Origin of the sequence: Kosakonia pseudosacchari, assembly GCF_015167415.1 — a bacterium.
GTDB lineage: Bacteria > Pseudomonadota > Gammaproteobacteria > Enterobacterales > Enterobacteriaceae > Kosakonia > Kosakonia pseudosacchari.
Map to the genome: position 1 here is coordinate 4,039,922 of NZ_CP063425.1, position 20,383 is coordinate 4,060,304.

The 20,383-nt window shown below is 54.1% G+C and carries 18 protein-coding genes and 1 other RNA gene; 4 read left to right on the top strand and 15 right to left on the bottom strand.

All coding sequences use genetic code 11. The features are described 5' to 3' along the window. Position 1: 1 nt before the first annotated feature. The 5 genes from gcvT to IP581_RS19090 all read right to left on the bottom strand — a co-directional run bounded on the left by gcvT (position 2) and on the right by IP581_RS19090 (position 5,832). Positions 2–1,096: a glycine cleavage system aminomethyltransferase GcvT gene (gene gcvT / locus IP581_RS19070; protein ID WP_017457608.1), complete on the bottom strand. Its 1,095-nt coding sequence runs from the start codon at positions 1,094–1,096 to the stop codon at positions 2–4. A 423-nt stretch (positions 1,097–1,519) separates the two neighbouring features. Continuing rightward, entirely contained in the window at positions 1,520–2,722 is a 1,203-nt protein-coding gene (gene ubiI, locus IP581_RS19075) for an FAD-dependent 2-octaprenylphenol hydroxylase (RefSeq protein ID WP_193821136.1), read from the bottom strand. A gap of 18 nt (positions 2,723–2,740) precedes the next feature. Further along, positions 2,741–3,919: a 2-octaprenyl-6-methoxyphenyl hydroxylase gene (ubiH, locus tag IP581_RS19080; RefSeq protein ID WP_193821137.1), complete on the bottom strand. Its 1,179-nt coding sequence runs from the start codon at positions 3,917–3,919 to the stop codon at positions 2,741–2,743. Beyond that, positions 3,916–5,229 carry a Xaa-Pro aminopeptidase gene (gene pepP, locus IP581_RS19085; protein ID WP_193821138.1) on the bottom strand — a complete coding sequence of 438 codons (1,314 nt, stop codon included), beginning with the start codon at positions 5,227–5,229 and terminating at the stop codon, positions 3,916–3,918. Before pepP ends, ubiH begins: the two co-directional genes overlap by 4 nt. Positions 5,230–5,253: 24 nt before the next feature. Continuing rightward, positions 5,254–5,832 (bottom strand): YecA/YgfB family protein, encoded by a 579-nt coding sequence (locus IP581_RS19090; RefSeq protein ID WP_086873856.1) that lies wholly within the window; start codon positions 5,830–5,832, stop codon positions 5,254–5,256. A gap of 227 nt (positions 5,833–6,059) precedes the next feature. Here IP581_RS19090 and zapA point away from each other — a divergent pair, with 227 nt between their 5' ends. The 3 genes from zapA to IP581_RS19105 all read left to right on the top strand — a co-directional run bounded on the left by zapA (position 6,060) and on the right by IP581_RS19105 (position 7,233). After that, on the top strand, positions 6,060–6,389 hold the full coding sequence (gene zapA / locus IP581_RS19095) for a cell division protein ZapA (RefSeq protein ID WP_017457603.1): 330 nt from the start codon (positions 6,060–6,062) through the stop codon (positions 6,387–6,389). A gap of 43 nt (positions 6,390–6,432) precedes the next feature. Next, a non-coding RNA gene (ssrS, locus tag IP581_RS19100) (6S RNA) lies at positions 6,433–6,616 on the top strand. A 20-nt stretch (positions 6,617–6,636) separates the two neighbouring features. Further along, positions 6,637–7,233, top strand: coding sequence for a 5-formyltetrahydrofolate cyclo-ligase (locus IP581_RS19105; RefSeq protein WP_193821139.1), 597 nt, complete (start codon positions 6,637–6,639; stop codon positions 7,231–7,233). 36 nt (positions 7,234–7,269) lie between these two features. Here IP581_RS19105 and serA read toward each other — a convergent pair whose 3' ends face one another. After that, positions 7,270–8,502 carry a phosphoglycerate dehydrogenase gene (gene serA / locus IP581_RS19110; RefSeq protein WP_017457601.1) on the bottom strand — a complete coding sequence of 411 codons (1,233 nt, stop codon included), beginning with the start codon at positions 8,500–8,502 and terminating at the stop codon, positions 7,270–7,272. A 268-nt stretch (positions 8,503–8,770) separates the two neighbouring features. Continuing rightward, on the bottom strand, positions 8,771–9,430 hold the full coding sequence (rpiA, locus tag IP581_RS19115) for a ribose-5-phosphate isomerase RpiA (RefSeq protein ID WP_193821140.1): 660 nt from the start codon (positions 9,428–9,430) through the stop codon (positions 8,771–8,773). A 164-nt stretch (positions 9,431–9,594) separates the two neighbouring features. Between rpiA and argP the strand changes: the two genes are divergently transcribed. Continuing rightward, on the top strand, positions 9,595–10,488 hold the full coding sequence (gene argP / locus IP581_RS19120) for a DNA-binding transcriptional regulator ArgP (RefSeq protein WP_017457598.1): 894 nt from the start codon (positions 9,595–9,597) through the stop codon (positions 10,486–10,488). Positions 10,489–10,527: 39 nt separating this feature from the next. Here the strand turns inward: argP and IP581_RS19125 are convergent, their stop codons facing one another. From IP581_RS19125 to tkt, 8 genes are all read right to left on the bottom strand, one after another. Further along, the gene (locus tag IP581_RS19125; protein ID WP_086873514.1) at positions 10,528–11,271 is read right to left on the bottom strand and encodes an oxidative stress defense protein; all 744 of its coding nucleotides are present in this window, start codon (positions 11,269–11,271) and stop codon (positions 10,528–10,530) included. 95 nt (positions 11,272–11,366) lie between these two features. Continuing rightward, positions 11,367–12,002, bottom strand: coding sequence for an arginine exporter ArgO (gene argO / locus IP581_RS19130; RefSeq protein ID WP_193821141.1), 636 nt, complete (start codon positions 12,000–12,002; stop codon positions 11,367–11,369). Positions 12,003–12,140: 138 nt separating this feature from the next. After that, positions 12,141–13,001, bottom strand: coding sequence for a small-conductance mechanosensitive channel MscS (mscS, locus tag IP581_RS19135; RefSeq protein ID WP_086873512.1), 861 nt, complete (start codon positions 12,999–13,001; stop codon positions 12,141–12,143). Positions 13,002–13,184: 183 nt separating this feature from the next. Further along, entirely contained in the window at positions 13,185–14,264 is a 1,080-nt protein-coding gene (fbaA, locus tag IP581_RS19140; protein ID WP_193821142.1) for a class II fructose-bisphosphate aldolase, read from the bottom strand. 215 nt (positions 14,265–14,479) lie between these two features. Continuing rightward, on the bottom strand, positions 14,480–15,643 hold the full coding sequence (pgk, locus tag IP581_RS19145) for a phosphoglycerate kinase (protein ID WP_193821143.1): 1,164 nt from the start codon (positions 15,641–15,643) through the stop codon (positions 14,480–14,482). Between the two features lie 48 nt (positions 15,644–15,691). Beyond that, a complete protein-coding gene (epd, locus tag IP581_RS19150) occupies positions 15,692–16,711 on the bottom strand; it encodes an erythrose-4-phosphate dehydrogenase (protein ID WP_193821144.1) in 1,020 nt (339 codons plus the stop codon). Between the two features lie 352 nt (positions 16,712–17,063). Next, a complete protein-coding gene (locus IP581_RS19155; protein ID WP_086873508.1) occupies positions 17,064–17,813 on the bottom strand; it encodes a phage antirepressor KilAC domain-containing protein in 750 nt (249 codons plus the stop codon). Between the two features lie 301 nt (positions 17,814–18,114). Then, positions 18,115–20,106 carry a transketolase gene (gene tkt, locus IP581_RS19160; RefSeq protein WP_086873507.1) on the bottom strand — a complete coding sequence of 664 codons (1,992 nt, stop codon included), beginning with the start codon at positions 20,104–20,106 and terminating at the stop codon, positions 18,115–18,117. Between the last annotated feature and the right edge of the window lie 277 nt (positions 20,107–20,383).

A 20,383-nucleotide genomic window follows, 5' to 3' on the forward strand; every position in this document is an offset into this window, starting at 1 on the left:
ATTACGCGACGGGTTTACCAGCGCGTACAAAAACAGGTTTAGTGACTTTCACCGGCATTTCGCGGTTGCGGATCTGTACAACAGCATTTTCGCCGATCCCCGCCGGAACACGTGCCAGTGCAATACTGTAGCCGAGCGTTGGCGAGAACGTACCGCTGGTGATCACGCCTTTTTGCACATTGCCTTGCGCATCGGTGAAGTGCACCGGCAGTTCATTACGCAATACGCCTTTTTCCGTCATCACCAGGCCAACCAGCTGTTCGGTGCCTTTTTCGCGTTGCAGTTCCAGCGCTTCACGACCAATAAATTCACGATCCTGCGGCTCCCAGGCGATCGTCCAGCCCATATTGGCGGCCAGCGGAGAGATACCTTCATCCATCTCCTGACCGTACAGGTTCATACCCGCTTCCAGACGCAGCGTATCGCGTGCGCCAAGGCCGCAAGGTTTCACGCCCGCATTGACCAGCGCTTGCCAGAAGCTGGCCGCTTTTTCATTGGGCAGCGCAATTTCATACCCTGCTTCGCCGGTATAACCGGTGGTCGCAATGAACAGATCACCGGTTTCCACGCCAAAGAATGGTTTCATACCTTCAACGGCGTGACGCTGCTCGTCAGTAAACAGGCTGGCGGCTTTCGCCTGCGCGTTCGGGCCTTGTACGGCGATCAGCGACAGATCATCACGTACAGTGATGTCGATGGCATAAGGTTCAGCGTGTTGGGAAATCCAGGAGAGGTCTTTTTCGCGGGTGGCGGAGTTTACAACGAGGCGGAAGAAATCTTCAGTGAAGTAGTAGACGATTAAGTCATCAATTACGCCGCCCGAGGCATTTAGCATGCCGGTGTAGAGCGCTTTACCGGGCTTCGTGAGTTTGGCGACGTCGTTTGCCAGCAAATACCGCAGAAACTCCCGGGTGCGGCTGCCTTTGAGATCGACGATGGTCATGTGCGACACATCAAACATTCCGGCATCGGTGCGCACCGCGTGGTGTTCATCGATTTGTGAGCCGTAATGCAGCGGCATCATCCAGCCATGAAAATCCACCATGCGGGCGCCGTTTAGGGTGTGTTGTTCATACAAAGGGGTCTGCTGAGCCATCTTTTCCTCGTCGAATAAGCTGAGCTATCACGTTTTTCAGCGGCGTAATTTGCGCCAAAACAACTGGTGCCGACACCGTTTTACGACGTCGACGCAAACGTTCTCTTTGGCCTGAACTTATCATCGAAAGCAGAGCTTAACCATAAAGAAAAATGGTCCATCACATTAGCTTATGACCCATCACGCACAAAATGCCATCAGAGTATTATTCTGGTGAATAACGATTCACCCTTCATTAAAAATCAGTGTTACCGACAACGGAGAAGAGATTGCAGCATTTCACTCTGCAAAAGAGAGGATTTTCCCGAAAAGAAAAAAACGCGACATGAGAAAATCTAATCCGAAAAATGAGGTGAAATTAGAATATTTCAAATGAGGAGGAGGCATCCCTTCCCGGGACCGGGAAGGGAAAGTGTGACGCAGTTAACGTAACCACTCAGGCAGATCGTTGAGCCCCATCGCCTGGCGTAACAAACGGGTTTTCACACCGGGAAGGGTATCTGCCAGTTTCAGGCCGATATCACGCAGCAGCTTTTTCGCCGGATTTGCACCCGAGAAGAGTTCGCGAAAACCCTGCATTCCGGCCAGCATCAACGCCGCGCTGTGTTTGCGGCTGCGCTCATAGCGGCGCAAATAGAGATGCTGACCAATGTCTTTACCTTCGCGGCTCAGGCGCTTCAGCTCGGTTATCAACTCCGCGACATCCATAAAGCCGAGGTTAACACCCTGCCCCGCCAGCGGGTGAATGGTGTGCGCAGCATCGCCAACCAGCGCCAGACGGTGCCCGGCAAACTGGCGCGCATAGCGTCCTGTGAGTGGATATACCTGACGTTCGCTCTCAACGCGGCACAGCCCAAGACGATTATCGAACGCCACGCACAGCGCCTGGTTGAATGCTTCCTCACTCGCTTGCTGCATGGCTTTCGCCTGCTCTGGCGGCAGCGACCAGACAATTGAGCATAAATGCGGATCGTTAAGCGGCAGAAAAGCGAGAATGCCATCGTTACCAAATACCTGGCGCGCCACCGCCTGATGCGGCTCATCGGTGCGAATGGTCGCCACAAGCGCATGATGATGGTAATCCCAGAATGTCAGCGGAATGTCGGCCTTGTTACGCAGCCAGGAGTTTGCGCCATCTGCGCCAACCACCAGCCGTGCAGTGAGCATGGTGCCATCTTTTAAAGTCAGAAACGCCTCGTTTTCGCCCCACGCCACCTGCTGCAACTCAGCCGGAGCCATGAGGGTAACATCCTTGCACTGCCGGGCTTTATCCCACAGCGCCTGGTGGATCACCGCATTTTCAATAATGTAACCAAGATGGCTGTAGCCCATGCTCTGGTCGTCAAACGCGATGCGGCCAAAACTGTCTTTGTCCCACACTTCCATGCCGTGATAACGCCCGGCACGTTGGGCAATAATGTTTGACCAGACGCCAAGGTGCGTCAGTAACTTTTCACTGGCAGCATTAATCGCTGACACGCGCAGCGCCGGAGGAGCATCTTCCGCCAGCGGTGTCGGTTCATTCTGCTCCAGCACCGCCACGCGCAACCCGCTGCCCTGTAAACCACAGGCCAGCGCCAACCCGACCATACCGCCGCCGACAATCGCAACATCAACACTCTGCACTCTTCGCTCCTTTTGTCTTTAACGGGCAACCCAACCGAGGGTACGCTGCGCCAGCGCATCGCGCGCGGGGGTAAATAATTCCATCGCCATCAGCCCGGCATTACGCCCGACGACCAACGGTATCCAGTGATTGGCAAACAGATGCACCAGCCCATCGGTAACGCCGATGGTGGCTTTTTTATCCGCATGGCGGCGATCGCGGTAGCCCGTCAACACGGGGTAGTAACCAACATCTCGCTGCGCCGCCCACGCTTCAGCCAACGTTTCCGCCAGCGTCATCACATCGCGCATGCCGAGGTTAAAACCCTGCCCGGCGATTGGATGCAGCGTTTGCGCGGCATTGCCGACCAGCACCGCGCGGTGCGAGACAGGCGAAGCGGCCGCGGTCAGCGTCAGCGGGTAAACGCTGCGTTTGCCCACATGCAGAATGCGCCCGAGCCGCCAGCCAAAGGCCTTTTGTAACTCGAGGCAGAAAAGCTCGTCAGACCAGGCGGCAACCTGCTGCTGTTTTTCCAGCGAATGACACCACACCAGCGAACAGCGACCTTGTGACATCGGTAACATTGCCAGCGGGCCATGCTCGGTAAAACGCTCAAACGCCCGCCCCTGATGCGCCACAGAGGTGGTGACGTTGGCGATAACCGCCGCCTGGTGATAAGGCGCTTGCTGCCAGTCCACACCCAGTTGCTGACCAATGCGTGAACGGGAGCCGTCTGCCGCCACCAACAATTGACCGTTAATACTTTCACCGCTTTTCAGCGTTACGCTCACCTGCTGCTCATCACGGGCAACCGCGCTAACTTTCGCCGGGCAATGCAGCGTCACGCCGGGCGCATTTTGCAATAATGTGAACAGCCGCTGCCCAACGTCGTGCAGTTCGACAACGTAGCCAAGCGCATCGAGGTGGTAATCCTGCGCATCCAGCGTGACAAAGCCTGCATGGCCGCGATCGCTGACATGAACCGTCGAAATCGGCGTGGCGCAGGCGGCAATGGCTTGCCAGATGCCGATACGCGCCAGTTGCTGGCACGTGCCTGCCGCTAACGCAATGGCGCGGGCGTCAAATCCCGGATGCGTGGACGCGCCAGGTACGCTGGCTTCTACCAGATGAACGGGTAATTTGCCCTGAGTAAGATGAGAAATAGCCAGCGCAAGCGTTGCGCCAGCCATGCCACCGCCAACGATAATCACACTCATGAACGTGATGCCGCCATCAGCGCCTCAATCTCGTCAACGTTTTTCACGGCGCTGGCGGTCAGGTTTTCGTTGCCGTCTTCAGTAATGACGATGTCATCTTCAATACGAATACCAATACCGCGATACTGTTCCGGCACATCGGCATCCGGTGCGATATAGAGGCCCGGTTCCACCGTCAGCACCATACCAGGTGCCAGTTCACGCGAGCGATCTTTGCCATAGACACCAACATCGTGCACATCCAATCCGAGCCAGTGGCTTAAGCCGTGCATGAAAAACGGGCGATGCGCGTTTTTTTCCACCAGCTCATCGACTTCACCTTTCAGAATGCCGAGCTTCACCAGCCCGGTAATCATGATGCGCACCACTTCACCGGTCACTTCCTGGATGGACGTGCCCGGACGGAAAAGCACAAGGGCTCGTTCCAGCGAGGCCAGCACGATATCGTAGATTTCGCGTTGCGCCGGGCTGAATTTGCCGTTTACCGGGAAGGTGCGAGTGATATCACCGGCATATCCCTGGTATTCACAACCGGCATCAATCAGCACCAGATCGCCATCACGCATCTGGCTCTCATTTTCCGTGTAATGCAGGATGCAGCCGTTCACGCCGGAACCCACGATGGTGTTATAGGAGGGAAAACGCGCGCCGTGGCGGTTAAATTCGTGCTGGATTTCACCTTCAAGCTGATATTCAAACATCCCCGGACGACAAACCTGCATCGCGCGGCTATGCGCCAGCGCGGAGATCTCCCCAGCGCGACGCATCACGTCTATCTCTTCGGCAGATTTTAACAGGCGCATTTCATGCACCATCGGTCGCCAGTCGGTTAACGTTGGCGGCGCAAGCAGATTCTGACGCGAGCCTTTGCGCAACTTGTCCAGCGCGGTAAACACAATGGTGTCGGCATAGTCGAATTCACCCTGCGCGTGGTACACGGCGTCGAGACCGTTAAGCAATTGATAAAGATGTTCGTTGATATCCGGAAAAGCCAGTGCGCGATCGACACCCAGCTTTTCCGGCGCGGCTTCCTGGCCAAGGCGACGACCAAACCAGATTTCGGCGGTTTTGTCGCGCACGCGGTTAAACAGCACACTGTGGTTGTGGGTGTCATCACTTTTGATCAGCACCAGCACCGCTTCCGGCTCGTTAAAACCGGTGAAATACCAGAAATCGCTATGCTGACGATACGGATATTCACTGTCTGCGCTGCGGGTGGCTTCCGGTGCAGCAAAAATTAGCGCCGCGCTGCCCGGAACCATCTGCGCCAGCAATGCCTGGCGACGACGGAGAAACTCAAGCTGTGTCATGACACCGACTCCCTACAAGGTGAATTAATGTAACGTGGGTTTACGCACTTCCGGCGCGGTAGGCTGTGGCCGCGTGAAAGTGTCGTGGCACAGCAGCGCCGCGACACGGACGTATTCGACGATCTCTTCGAGCGACATTTCCAGCTCTTCTTGATCTTCGTCTTCGTCATAACCCAGCTGCGCAATGTTGCGCAGATCGTCAATCGCTTCGCCGGTTTCACCGGTCACTTTATCAAGCTTCGGCTGAGTGACGCCCAGCCCCAGCAGGAAATGGTTCACCCAGCCCGCCAGCGCGTCAGCGCGGTCGAAAACGCTAACATCGTCGCCATCCGGCAGATAGAGCTGGAACAAGAAACCGTCGTCTTCCAGTGAGTCGCTGGTTGCTGAATGCATGCTGCGCAGCGCTTGCGCCAGTTCGTGACCGAATGCCAGACCGTCATTGGTTAAATCATGCAGCAACGGCTGCCAGGAACTATCGTTGTTACCGCCGCAGAGGATCCCCGCGATAAGCCCGTGCATTTCAGCAGGAAGTAATCCAACGCCCTGTTGGTTGAGTAGCTGGGCTACATCGTTGTAACCAGGTATTTCGTTCTGTATAGACATGCGCATTCGTCGTCGTTGGGGGGAATATTCATGATATGCTACCACTTTGGCCCCTGGTGATATACCCGTGATGCTTCACGTTCCATGCGTTTGCATGCACTCCGAATCATTAAGGTATAGACGCAAAAAGCTTGAAAGCGCGCGCCGGGGTAGCTTATAGTGTCGCCCCTTCGCAGCCCAGGGCTCGGATGCGAAGGCAGAGCGCAGTCAAACAGCAGGAAGGTGGCATGTCTGCACAACCCGTCGATATCCAAATTTTTGGCCGTTCACTGCGAGTGAATTGCCCGCCTGAACAGAGAGATGCTCTGAATCAGGCCGCGGAGGATCTGAATCAGCGGTTGCAAGATCTGAAGGTTCGCACTAGAGTCACAAATACTGAGCAGTTGGTGTTTATCGCCGCGTTGAACATTAGTTACGAGCTGACTCAGGAAAAAGCAAAGACCCGCGAATACGCCGCCAGCATGGAACAGCGTATTCGGATGTTACAGCAGACCATCGAACAGGCATTGCTTGATCAAGGTCGCATAACAGAAAGACCGGGACCAAAGTTTGAATAACGCTTCAGGGTCATTTGTGTTAGAGTGACCGTGAAGCCAAAAAATATCTCTGAGATGTTTGCAAGCGGGCCAGTCCCCTGAGCCGATATTTCATACCACAAGAATGTGGCGATCCATGGTTGGTGAGCATGCTCGGTCCGTCCGAGAAGCCTTAAAGCTATGACGACGCATTCACCTTGAACCAAGGGTTCAAGGGTTACAGCCAGCGGCGGCATCTCGGAGATTCCCTTCTTTTTTTACAACCATCATGACGCAACTTCCTGATTTTCTTTCGTCACGACAAGAAATCCGCAAAGTTATTCGCCAGCGCCGGCGTGAACTGACACCTGAACAACAAACACACTTTGCCCAGCAGGCCGCGGCACGCATGATGGCGTATGCGCCGGTGGTGATGGCACATAACGTAGCGTTGTTTCTCTCTTTTGATGGCGAGCTGGATACCCAGCCGCTCATTGAACAACTCTGGCGTAGCGGCAAACGCGTTTACTTGCCGGTGTTGCATCCCTTTAGCCCCGGCAATTTGCTGTTTCTGCATTACCACCCGCACAGCGAACTGGTGGTTAACCGTCTTAAAATTCAGGAACCGAAGCTGGATGTGCGTGATGTGTTGCCGCTGAGCCAGCTCGACGTGTTGATTACGCCGCTGGTCGCCTTTGATGAACAAGGGCAACGCCTGGGAATGGGCGGTGGTTTTTACGATCGCACGTTACAAAACTGGCGCGAATATGGCCTGAATCCGGTGGGTTACGCGCATGACTGCCAGGGTGTGGAAAAACTACCAGTGGAAGAGTGGGATATCCCGCTGCCTGCGGTGGTTACGCCATCAAGAATATGGCAGTGGTAACTTTCCCCTCCCTTGCGGGAGAGGAAAAAGCAACGTTTAGAACAACAGACGGGAACGAATGGTACCCGGAATCGCTTTCATGCTCTGCAACGCTTTCTGCGCCACATCTTCATCCGCTTCAATATCAATAACCACATAACCCATATACGGCGTGGTTTGCAGGTACTGCGCTGCAATGTTGATATTCTGGCTGGCGAAAATTTGGTTGAGCGCGGTCAGCACACCAGGACGGTTTTCATGGATGTGCAGCAAACGACGGCCACCGTGCAGCGGCAGAGAAACTTCCGGGAAATTCACCGCAGACAGCGTCGAACCGTTATCGGAGTACTTGATCAATTTTCCGGCCACTTCCAGACCGATATTTTCCTGCGCTTCCTGCGTGGAACCGCCAATGTGCGGCGTCAGCAGGACGTTGTCGAATTCACACAGCGGAGAGTCAAACGGATCGCTGTTAGTCGCCGGTTCCGTCGGGAACACGTCGATTGCCGCACCTGCCAGGTGTTTACGCTTCAGCGCATCGCACAGCGCCGGAATATCCACCACCGTACCGCGTGCGGCGTTGATCAGCAGAGCGCCCGGCTTCATCAGCGCCAGCTCTTCCGGGCCAATCATATCTTTGGTCGACGCGTTTTCCGGCACATGCAGGCTCACCACATCGCTCATATTCAACAAGTCGGAGAGATGTTGCACCTGGGTTGCATTGCCGAGAGGCAATTTGCTTTCGATATCATAGAAATAGACGTGCATCCCCAGCGATTCCGCCAGAATGCCGAGCTGCGTACCAATATGACCGTAACCGATGATACCGAGTTTTTTACCGCGCGCTTCATACGAGCCAACTGCCAGCTTGTTCCAGATACCACGGTGCGCTTTGGCGTTCGCTTCAGGAATACCGCGCATCAGCAGCAGCAGTTCGCCAATCACTAATTCTGCCACCGAACGGGTGTTGGAGAATGGCGCGTTGAATACCGGAATACCGCGCTTTGCCGCTGCATCCAGATTCACCTGGTTGGTACCGATACAGAAACAGCCGATAGCCACCAGTTTTTCCGCCGCAGCGATGATATCTTCAGTCAGTTGAGTACGGGATCGCAGGCCGATAAAGTGGGCATCACGGATGGACTCTTTCAGTTGCTCGCTATCCAGCGCGCCTTTGTGAAACTCAATGTTGGTGTAACCCGCAGCGCGAAGGCTATCCAGAGCTTTCTGGTGCACCCCTTCGACGAGCAGAAATTTAATCTTGTCTTTCTCCAGTGATACCTTTGCCATTTACCCGACCCTGTTTTTTGTCTTGACTGTGATGTTGTGCAGATTGCAATCCGCGTTAGTCAACATATCAAAAAAAACTATCGCGGCAATATGAACGTTTGCGTCGCGCATCTGAAGAAATGTCATACAGCGGGAAATGGTAGAGAAAAATGCTAAGAAATAAGAAGCTAGCGGCAGGTAACGTATGGCAATGGCAAAAACGTGACAGATATCACCAAATTTGCCCATTGCAGATTTTTTACAGGGAGGCATGCGCCTCCCTGTCAGATCATTTCACGATAGTTTTCACGCCTTCAGCGGTGCCGATCAGCGCCACATCCGCGCCACGGTTAGCAAATAACCCGACAGTCACTACGCCTGGCAGCGCATTGATGCTGTTTTCCAGTGCAATCGGGTCGATGATCTCAAGACCATAAACATCCAGGATGACGTTGCCGTTATCCGTCACCACGTTCTGCCGGTATTCCGGGCGACCGCCCAGCTTAACAAGCTCGCGAGCGACAGCGCTCCGCGCCATCGGAATCACTTCCACCGGCAGCGGGAATTTGCCGAGGATATCCACCTGCTTCGAGGCATCCGCGATACAGATGAATTTATCCGCCACCGAGGCGATAATTTTCTCACGCGTCAGCGCCGCGCCGCCGCCTTTGATCATCTGCATCTGGCCGTTAATCTCATCCGCGCCGTCCACATAAATGCCCAGGCGGTCCACCTCGTTGAGGTCGAACACGGTAATGCCAAGGCTTTTCAGTTTCTCGGTGGACGCGTCCGAGCTGGAAACCGCGCCTTCAATCTGGCCTTTCATTGTGCCCAGCGCGTCAATAAAGTGTGCCGCGGTAGAGCCAGTGCCAACCCCCACAATGGTGCCAGGTTTTACATACTTCAGCGCTGCCCAGCCCACTGCTTTTTTGAGTTCATCCTGAGTCATGGTCGTTTGCCTGTGGTGTGAAATTTCAGGCGCATTATAGACCAGCGTTACCCTAAATGTCCCTGTGACCAGTGTCACATTACGCGACGTCCAATTTCGTCTGTACCGAACAAAAATTTATGTCATAGTGCTGAGTACGATTTTTTCAGGAGAATGCCCGAGCAATGAAACGTCCGGACTACAGAACATTACAGGCGCTTGATGCGGTTATTCGTGAGCGCGGATTTGAACGTGCCGCACAAAAGCTGTGTATTACCCAGTCCGCCGTGTCGCAGCGCATTAAGCAACTGGAAAATATGTTTGGTCAGCCGCTGCTGGTGCGTACCGTGCCACCTCGTCCCACCGAGCAAGGGCAAAAACTGCTGGCGTTGCTGCGCCAGGTCGAGCTACTGGAAGAAGAGTGGCTTGGCGACGAACAAACCGGTTCCACACCGCTGCTGTTATCGCTGGCGGTCAACGCCGACAGCCTGGCGACCTGGCTGTTGCCGGCATTGGCCCCGGTACTGGCCGACTCACCGATTCGCCTGAATCTGCAGGTGGAAGACGAAACCCGTACCCAGGAGCGTTTGCGTCGCGGTGAGGTTGTTGGCGCGGTGAGTATTCAGCCGCAGGCTCTGCCCAGTTGCCTGGTCGACCAACTCGGCGCGCTGGATTATCTCTTCGTCGGTTCGAAAGCGTTCGCCGAGCGCTATTTCCCGAACGGCGTCACCCGCTCCGCATTGCTAAAAGCACCGGCGGTCGCGTTTGATCATCTCGATGATATGCATCAGGCATTTTTACAGCAGTATTTCGACTTACCGCCGGGCAGCGTGCCTTGCCATATCGTCAACTCTTCCGAAGCGTTTGTACAACTGGCGCGCCAGGGGACAACCTGCTGCATGATCCCGCATCTGCAAATCGAAAAAGAGCTGAACAGCGGCGATCTGATCGACCTGACGCCCGGTTTGTTACAGCGCCGGATGCTGTACTGGCACCGGTTTGCGCCAGAAAGCCGGATGATGCGCAACGTCACGGACGCATTGCTGGAATATGGGCATCGGGTGTTAAGGCAGGATTAATAAAACGCCCTCTTCCCGGCCGGGAGAGGGCGAAAGGGGTTACTTCGCCGGTGCCGCAGTCTGCGGCTGGCTCTGAGTCGGTTCCAGCTGGAACACGACATCTACCTGATCAGCAAACTGAATCGACGGTTGCTCATAAGTTTCCTGTGCGGAAGCGGCTTCTGGCGCATCCGCTTTCATCATGCGTACCATTGGGCTCGGCTGATAGTTGGAAACATGGTAGCGCACGCTGTAGATCGGGCCGAGTTTAGCGTTAAAGCCCGCCGCTAACTGCTGTGCCTGGTGCGTTGCATCATCGATAGCCGCTTTGCGCGCTTTATCTTTGAAAGACTCCGGTTGCGCAACGCCCAGGGATACAGAACGAATTTCGTTCAGCCCCGCTTTCAGCGCGCCATCCAGCAGTGAATTAAGTTTGTCCAGCTCTCGCAGCGTGACTTCCACAGTACGCACTGCGCGGTAGCCTTTCAGAATACTTTTGCCGTTCTGGTAGTCATAATCGGGCTGTGTGCGTAAGTTCGCGGAATTAATGTCTTTCCGGGCAATGCCGTTTTGCTCAAGAAAGCTAAGATATTGCGCAACACGGTCATCGGCCTGTTTTTTGGCTGAGGCAGCGTCTTTCGCGGCGACATTAACCTCAATCGCCAGCGTGGCGATGTCCGGGGTCGCGTCCACGCTTGCCGTACCCGAGGTGACAATATGCGGGCCGTCCGGCAATTCGCTCGCCTGTACCGCCATCGCGCTGAAACCGATCATTGCCGCCAGGGCCATCACTTTATATTTCACAGTTGCTCCTCCATGGTGCTTTTGTTACGCCCCGAATTGCAGGACGCCTGGCAGCAAGCTTAGCGGCTGAGCGTGAATTGTCCATCGGACTTACCTTAACTGAATAATCCCTGCATATGGTGCACGCCCTCTCGTGCCAGCTGGAAAGCGATAAACCACATCACCAGGCCCACCAGGGTGTTAATCACCCGCTGTGCTTGCGCCGTGCGCAAACGTGGCGCAAGCCAGGCCGCAAGTAAAGCAAGGCTGAAAAACCACAGGAAGGAGGCGCTCACCGTGCCCAGCGCAAACCAGCGTTTTGGCTCCGCATCAAGCTGACCACCCAGACTGCCGAGCACCACAAACGTGTCGAGGTAAACGTGAGGGTTCAACCAAGTAACCGCCAGCATCGTGGCGATGATACGCCAGCGCCCCTGCCGCAATGCTTCAGCACTCGCCAGTTCAATCTTGCTACCGAACGCCGTTTTCAGTGCGCCAAAGCCGTACCACAGCAGAAACGCCACGCCGCCCCACGTCACCATTGCCAACAGCCACGGCGACTGCATCAGCAATGCGCTCCCACCGAAAATGCCCGCGCAAATCAGTAATACGTCGCTGAGCGTGCAAAGCGCTGCGGTCATGATGTGGAACTGCCTGCGGATCCCCTGGTTCATGACAAAAGCATTTTGTGGTCCAAGCGGCAGGATCAACGCGGCCCCAAGCATAAGGCCTTGAAAATAATAAGATAGCACGTGGTAATTCCATCAGAGTCGTTTCAAATGCTGACTATAGCGCGGGATAATCATTAGATGAAATGGATAATACTTATCGTTAATAAGTCATGCTAATAATGAAGGATACAAATAAGGCCGGAACCCCGGCCCTGATGTTTACTGCCTGGTGGAATCTTTCACGCGTTTGAAATTCACGTCCATCTGTGGATACGGGAAACTGATACCATTTTCATCAAAACGGCGTTTGATCAGTTCCAGCACATCCCAATAAACGTTTTGCAGATCGCTGCTCTTGCTCCAGACACGTACCACAAAATTAATCGATGAAGGCCCCAATTCATTGAGGCGTACCGTCATTTCCCGATCTTTGATAATACGTTCGTCAGCCTGAATAATGTCAGTCAGGATGCGTTTCACCTCATCGATATCTGAATCATACGCCACGCCAATAATAAACTCGTTACGGCGCACGGGTTCACGAGAGAAGTTAACAATATTCCCGGCAATGATTTTGCCGTTCGGAATAACCACAATACGCCCATCGACAGTGCGCATGGTGGTGGAGAAAATCTGCACCTGCAATACCGTACCGGCCACGCCACCCAGATCAACATACTCGCCTGAGCGGAACGGGCGGAAAGTCACCAGCAACACACCAGCAGCGAGGTTAGAGAGTGAACCTTGCAGCGCCAGACCGATAGCCAGACCGGCGGCACCAAGCACCGCGATCACCGAGGCAGTTTGCACGCCAACGCGGCCCAGAGCAGCAATCAAAGTAAACGCGATAATACCGTAACGCACCAGCGCGGAAAGAAAATCCGCCACCGTAGCGTCAATGTGGCGCGCCACCATCAGGCGATTAACGGTATTCGAGACAATGCGCGCCACAATCATCCCGACAATGATGATGGCAATGGCCGCCACGATATTAACGGCATAGCTCAACAGCAGCGCCTGGTTGTTTACCAGCCACGAACCTGCATTGTTGATGCTGTCGACAACGTCAAGATCTTCCATTCGTGCTTCCTTATGTTGTTCCAAAACGGGCCCCCCCTTACAGCAAGGAGAGATCCCTAAAGGGTAAACAAAAAGCCGCCATTTCGCCAAGTTGATCACATTTTGTCTTCGCAGGCATTTTGTTGAATTCACAATAAAAAAGGCCCGCATTTTGCGGGCCTTTTCAGACAGAAACAGTACAAATTACAGAACGTCTACCGCGTTCAGCTCTTTGAAAGCCTGTTCCAGACGAGTCACCATGCTGGACTGCGCTGCACGCAGCCATACACGCGGATCGTAGTATTTTTTGTTCGGCTGGTCTGCGCCTTTCGGGTTGCCCAACTGGCCCTGCAGGTAAGCTTCGTTTTCGTTGTAGTACTTCAGAATACCTTCCCAGGTTGCCCACTGGGTGTCGGTATCGATGTTCATTTTAATAACGCCGTAGCTTACGGAGTCTTTGATTTCCTGAGCAGAAGAACCGGAACCACCGTGGAAAACGAAGTTCAGGGGGTTGTGCGGCAGATTATGTTTCTTAGAAACATGTTCCTGAGAATCGCGCAGGATAGTCGGGGTCAGTTTCACGTTACCCGGTTTGTACACGCCGTGTACGTTACCGAAGGAAGCGGCGATGGTGAAACGCGGGCTGATTTTGCTCAGCTCGGTGTAAGCGTAATCAACGTCTTCCGGCTGGGTGTACAGTGCAGACGCGTCCATATGGCTGTTGTCCACGCCGTCTTCTTCGCCACCGGTGCAACCCAGTTCGATTTCCAGAGTCATGCCCATTTTAGCCATACGCGCCAGGTATTTGGAGCTGATGGCGATGTTCTCTTCCAAAGACTCTTCAGACAGGTCAATCATGTGAGAAGAGAACAGCGGTTTACCAGTAGCCGCGAAGTGTTTTTCACCCGCGTCCAGTAGGCCGTCGATCCACGGCAGCAGTTTTTTCGCGCAGTGGTCGGTATGCAGAATAACCGGCACGCCGTAATGTTCTGCCATCTGGTGTACGTGATGCGCACCAGAGATTGCGCCGAGGATTGCCGCGCCCTGAGGAACGTCGGTTTTCACGCCTTTGCCCGCGATGAACGCAGCGCCGCCGTTAGAGAACTGAACGATAACAGGCGCTTTAACTTTCGCTGCAGCTTCCAGAACAGCGTTAATGGAGTCAGTACCCACGCAGTTAACCGCAGGCAGAGCGAAGTTGTTTTCTTTAGCTACCTGGAACACTTTCTGAACGTCATCACCAGTGATCACGCCAGGTTTTACGAAATCAAAAATTTTAGACATGTTACGTAGTCCTGTATCTTCGGCCGTTGTACACATCATCCTTCAAGCTGACTCGGCGCTGGCTGCCTTCGCTTACATCAGAGACTTATTTCAGTCAGTTCCCGATGCTTCACTCCGTTGCCGCCTTGATGCAACCTGAATGATTTTGTGTAGAGAATTAAAGCGAGCCCGAAAGCGCGCTGAAAACAGGGCAGGTTTCCCTGCCCTTGAATGTCTTACTTCTTAGCGCGCTCTTCGAGCATGGCTACTGCCGGCAGTACTTTGCCTTCCACAAATTCGAGGAACGCGCCACCGCCAGTGGAGATGTAGGAAATCTTGTCAGAGATACCAAACAGGTCAATCGCCGCCAGAGTGTCGCCGCCGCCTGCGATGGAGAACGCGTCGCTGTCTGCAATCGCGTTAGCCACAATTTCGGTACCTTTACGGAAGTTCGGGAATTCAAACACGCCAACCGGACCGTTCCACAAAATAGTTTTGGCGTTTTTCAGGATTTCAGCCAGTTTTTGTGCAGAAACGTCGCCCAGATCCAGAATTTGCTCATCATCTTTGATGTCAGAAACAGATTTCAGGGTCGCGGTGGCGGTTTCAGAGAACTCCGTCGCAACGCGAACATCCGTCGGGACCGGAATATCGCAAGTACCGAGCAGACGTTTGGCTTCATCAACCAGGTCGGCTTCGTACAGGGATTTACCAACATTGTGGCCTTGAGCAGCAACGAAGGTGTTAGCGATGCCGCCGCCTACAATCAGTTGGTCAGCGATTTTTGACAGAGAATCCAGAACGGTCAGTTTAGTGGAAACTTTAGAACCACCAACGATAGCAACCATCGGACGAGCCGGTTCTTTCAGCGCTTTACCCAGCGCGTCCAGCTCAGCAGCCAGCAGCGGGCCTGCGCAAGCAACATCAGCAAATTTACCAATACCGTGCGTAGAAGCCTGGGCGCGGTGGGCAGTACCGAATGCATCCATTACGAATACGTCGCACAGTGCGGCGTATTTTTTAGAGAGTGCTTCGTCGTCTTTCTTCTCGCCTTTGTTGAAGCGAACGTTTTCCAGAACGACCAGCTCACCCGCGGCAACGTCTACGCCGTCCAGGTAATCTTTAACCAGGCGAACCGGGTTGGACAGTTTGTCTTTCAGATAGTTAACAACCGGCAGCAGAGAGAATTCTTCGTTGTACTCGCCTTCGGTCGGGCGACCCAGGTGGGAAGTCACCATTACTTTCGCACCCTGCTTCAGTGCCAGTTCAATGGTCGGCAGAGAAGCACGGATACGCGCGTCGCTGGTCACTTTGCCATCTTTAACCGGCACGTTCAGATCAGCACGGATGAAAACGCGTTTACCAGCCAGATCCAGATCGGTCATCTTAATTACAGACATGGTGAATCCTCTCAATGATTCTTAAAGTTTTGCGAGCGCTGTTGCGCCCTACCTGAAACCAATAGCCGCCATTGCTAACGTCGTGTCGAGCATTCGGTTAGCAAAGCCCCATTCGTTATCGCACCATACCAGGGTTTTAATCAGGTGCGCACCACTGACCCGTGTCTGCGTGCCATCAACAATGGCACTGTGCGGATCGTGGTTAAAATCGGTTGAAACCAACGGTAATTCCGTATAGTCAACTATACCATGAAATGTTCCCTGCGCTGCTTTTTGCAGCAACGCATTGACTTCACAGGATTTTACCGGTTTCTTCACCGTTACACTCAGATCGATAGCGGTGACATTAATTGTCGGCACGCGCACCGCTATCGCTTCAAATCTGTCATTAAACTGCGGGAAAATTCTCGTGATGCCTGCAGCCAGTTTGGTATCCACCGGGATGATGGACTGGCTTGCCGCGCGCGTACGCCGCAAATCGGGATGGTAGGCGTCAATCACTTGCTGGTCGTGCATCGCCGAGTGAATCGTTGTCACGGTTCCTGACTCAATGCCATACGCATCGTCGAGTAGTTTTATGACCGGAATAATACAGTTCGTCGTACAGGACGCGTTAGAAACCAGCAGGTCGTCGGATCGCAGCGTGTTTTGGTTAACGCCGAAAACGATAGTTGCATCAAGGTCGTGGCTACCAGGATGGGAAAAGAGCACTTTTTTCGCCCCCGCCGCCAGATGCGCCTCGCCATCCTCACGGTTACCGTACACACCTGTACAGTCGAGCACTACATCTACGCCTAATTCGCGCCACGGCAGCGCATCGATAGTGCGCTCGTGCAGAATGCGAATAACGTCATCGCCGACAATCAGTTGTTCACGCTCCTGGCGAACATCCCATGCGAAACGCCCATGGCTGGTGTCATATTTCAACAAATGTGCCATGCCCATGGCATCGGCGAGTTCGTTGATTGCCACCACGGTGATTTCCGCCCGACGCCCGGATTCATATAAAGCACGAACCACGTTGCGCCCGATGCGACCGAAACCATTAATCGCTATGCGTACGGTCATAACTCTCCTGCAAGGCTAGCCAGCCTGAAGTGGATGACAGAGTAATCCAGCAACCACAGAAGGGGAATCCTCGCCTGCTTAAACTGCGTCTGTTTGATTATTTGTCGAACATTTAGCCGACTGAAACGCTTCAGCTAGAATAAGCGAAACCAGGAATAAAAGGAATGATTGTCCAGACGGTTTCGCCAGTAATCTGACCTGCATCACATTTTCACTGGAATAATTGGCGCGCGCGAAGGTCTTTTTGCTGGGGTTAAGAATTTACAGAAAGGGGAACAAGCGCAACAAAGCATCCCTGCGTGATGTGTTGATAAAGGAAGGTTGATTCCGGCAAACGCTTTACTGAGGATGATTAAAACCAGCTGCGTTCCGGCGTTTTTGGTTCAGTACGCTCTGTGCGTGGCATCTCAACCGGCAGCGAGGAGAGTTGCTTAGCCCACAGATCGGCTACCCACTTCACCCCTCTGGCGGTAAAACGCGCCTGAGACCAGCTACGCTTGTTTTCCCCAACGCCACCGTGGACGGTAAAGTAGCCCGCATCAATATGGTACTGCGGCGGCATCAGCGCCCCGTCGACGCGCTGCATAATGTTGCGCTCAAGCAAAAAGTTCCGGAACTGAGATTCCTTCACCCGAAGCATCTTACAAAGCTGACGGAAGCCAAGCGACTCCTCAACCCTGACATACCGGTCAAAGAACTCCGCCTTTGGGGCAGAAACGGCAAGTAGCGCTTCCGCGCGCTGACGCTTTTCGTACTGTTCGGCCCACGCGCGCGCAGCGGCTGCCGGATTAGTAAAATCGGGCAGGCTGATAAGCGACTCTTTCTCCTGCCAGCGATCGAGCATTTCTGCGGTAAAGCCCGGCGAGAGACGTGAAACCGTCAGCAATGAGTCCCGCTTATTGAGCAAGAACTCCTGTCGCATCTCACCCTCGCGCTCATACATATGCTCATTTACAGGCTGGGAGAGTCGTTGCGCAGTCTCCAGGCTTTTCACCATCCGTTTCACTTCGGTGTGCGTCAGGCCTGTCAATTTTGCGATTTCGCGGCTGCTGATCGTCGCCAGCGCATGTTGCGAATTGAAATTTTCACCAGGGATTACCATAGGTTCACTCCTTACACATACTCACCTTGGATAATTTGTAGAATTATTATACGAGTTACTGTACGAATATCCAGTATAATTTTTATACATAGCTCAACGGTGTATAAGCCGTGCGGTGAAGAGAGGACTAAATGGGTAATAAGTGGCTGAAGAAGCTAAAAAGAGGCATGGTTGCCTGAGGGATTGTTATAGGGGGATGACGCTATGTTTAGCTGGCCTGCAAACCTGTAGCCTTAAATAAAACAGAGACCCCACTGGGATGCTGGCCCGGCAGGCGTTGCGCCGCCGGGCCAGAGGATGATTACAGCAGCGCTTTCGCTTTTGCTACAACATTGTCGACGGTGAAGCCAAACTCCTCGAACAGTTGCTCTGCCGGGGCGGATTCACCAAAGGTGGTCATACCGACAATAGCGCCATTCAGGCCGACATATTTGTACCAGAAGTCAGCAATACCGGCTTCAATCGCCACGCGAGCAGAGACCGCTTTCGGCAGTACGGACTCACGGTAAGCCGCATCCTGTTTGTCGAACGTGTCGGTGGACGGCATGGAAACCACGCGAGCCTTCACACCTTCGGCAGAGAGTTTTTCCCACGCTGAAACAGCCAGCTCTACTTCTGAGCCGGTGGCAATCAGGATCAGCTGCGGCTGACCTGCGCAATCTTTCAGTACGTACGCACCGCGGGCGATATCTGCCAGTTGCTGCGCGGTACGCTCCTGCTGCGCCAGGTTCTGACGGGAGAGGATCAGCGCTGTCGGGCCGTCATGGCGCTCAACACCGTATTTCCACGCCACCGCAGATTCCACCTGGTCACACGGACGCCAGGTGCTGACATTCGGGGTAACACGCAGGGAAGCGACCTGCTCTACCGGCTGGTGAGTCGGGCCATCTTCGCCCAGACCAATTGAGTCGTGGGTGTAGACCAGCACCTGACGCTGTTTCATCAGCGCAGCCATACGCACCGCATTACGGGCGTATTCGACAAACATCAGGAAGGTGGAGGTATACGGCAGGAAACCGCCGTGCAAAGCGATACCGTTGGCAATCGCCGTCATGCCGAACTCGCGCACGCCGTAGTGAATGTAGTTACCGGCAGTGTCCTCGTTAATCGCTTTCGAACCGGACCAGATAGTCAGGTTCGAAGGTGCCAGGTCAGCGGAACCGCCGAGGAACTCCGGCAGCAGCGGGCCGAAGGCTTCGATAGCATTTTGCGAGGCTTTACGACTGGCGATTTTCGCCGGATTGGCCTGCAGTTTTTCGACAAAGGCCTGCGCTTTAGCGTCGAAGTCTGACGGCAGCTCGCCCTTCATACGGCGGGTGAATTCAGCCGCTTCCTGCGGGAAGGCTTTCGCGTAAGCCGCGAACTTGTCGTTCCACGCAGCTTCTTTTGCCTGACCTGCTTCTTTTGCATCCCACTGCGCATAGATTTCAGACGGGATTTCAAACGGTGCATATTTCCAGCCAAGCTGCTCGCGGGTCAGCGCGATTTCCGCGTCACCCAGCGGCGCACCGTGGGAGTCGTGGGTACCGGCTTTGTTCGGTGAACCGAAACCAATGATAGTTTTGCACATCAACAGAGACGGTTTATCCGTTACGCTGCGTGCTTCTTCAACGGCGCGTTTGATGGCGTCTGCGTTGTGGCCGTCAATGCCACGAACAACATGCCAGCCATAGGCTTCAAAGCGTTTCGCCGTATCGTCGGTAAACCAGCCTTCTACGTGACCATCAATCGAGATGCCGTTGTCATCATAGAACGCTACCAGTTTGCCCAGCTTCAGCGTACCGGCCAGCGAGCAGGCTTCGTGGGAGATGCCTTCCATCATGCAGCCGTCGCCCATAAAGGCGTAGGTGAAGTGGTCAACAATGTCATGACCCGGGCGGTTAAACTGCGCTGCGAGGGTTTTCTCAGCAATCGCCATACCTACCGCATTGGCAATGCCCTGGCCCAGTGGGCCGGTAGTGGTTTCAACACCTGCGGTGTAACCCACTTCCGGGTGACCCGGGGTTTTTGAGTGCAGCTGACGGAAGTTCTGCAGTTCGGACATCGGCAGATCGTAGCCGGTGAGGTGCAGCAGGCTATAAATCAGCATCGAGCCGTGGCCGTTGGACAGCACAAAGCGGTCACGGTCAGCCCAGGCCGGATTTGTCGGGTTATGGTTCAGAAAATCACGCCACAACACTTCGGCGATATCGGCCATCCCCATCGGGGCTCCCGGGTGACCGGATTTGGCTTTCTGTACCGCGTCCATGCTCAGCGCACGAATAGCATTAGCAAGCTCTTTACGTGAGGACATTTTGACTCCAGATCGGACTGTTAAGGGCTGTTCCCGTAACGACTTGACGACAGCGCGTTTTGGGCTACGCCGGAAAAAAGTGCCAACAATGTAACCCAAGCGACAAGTCATGTACATGGAGCATCCTTTTGCCGATTCAGAAATCTCTGGAAGCTGCTCGCATGTTGCGCAATCTCCTCGCCCGCCTTCTGTTCTGTTCCTTATACTTAGGCTTACCGCCGGTTCGCCTGAACCGGTGTATGAACAGAATAGCTATCCAATCATTGCGGAAGAGAAC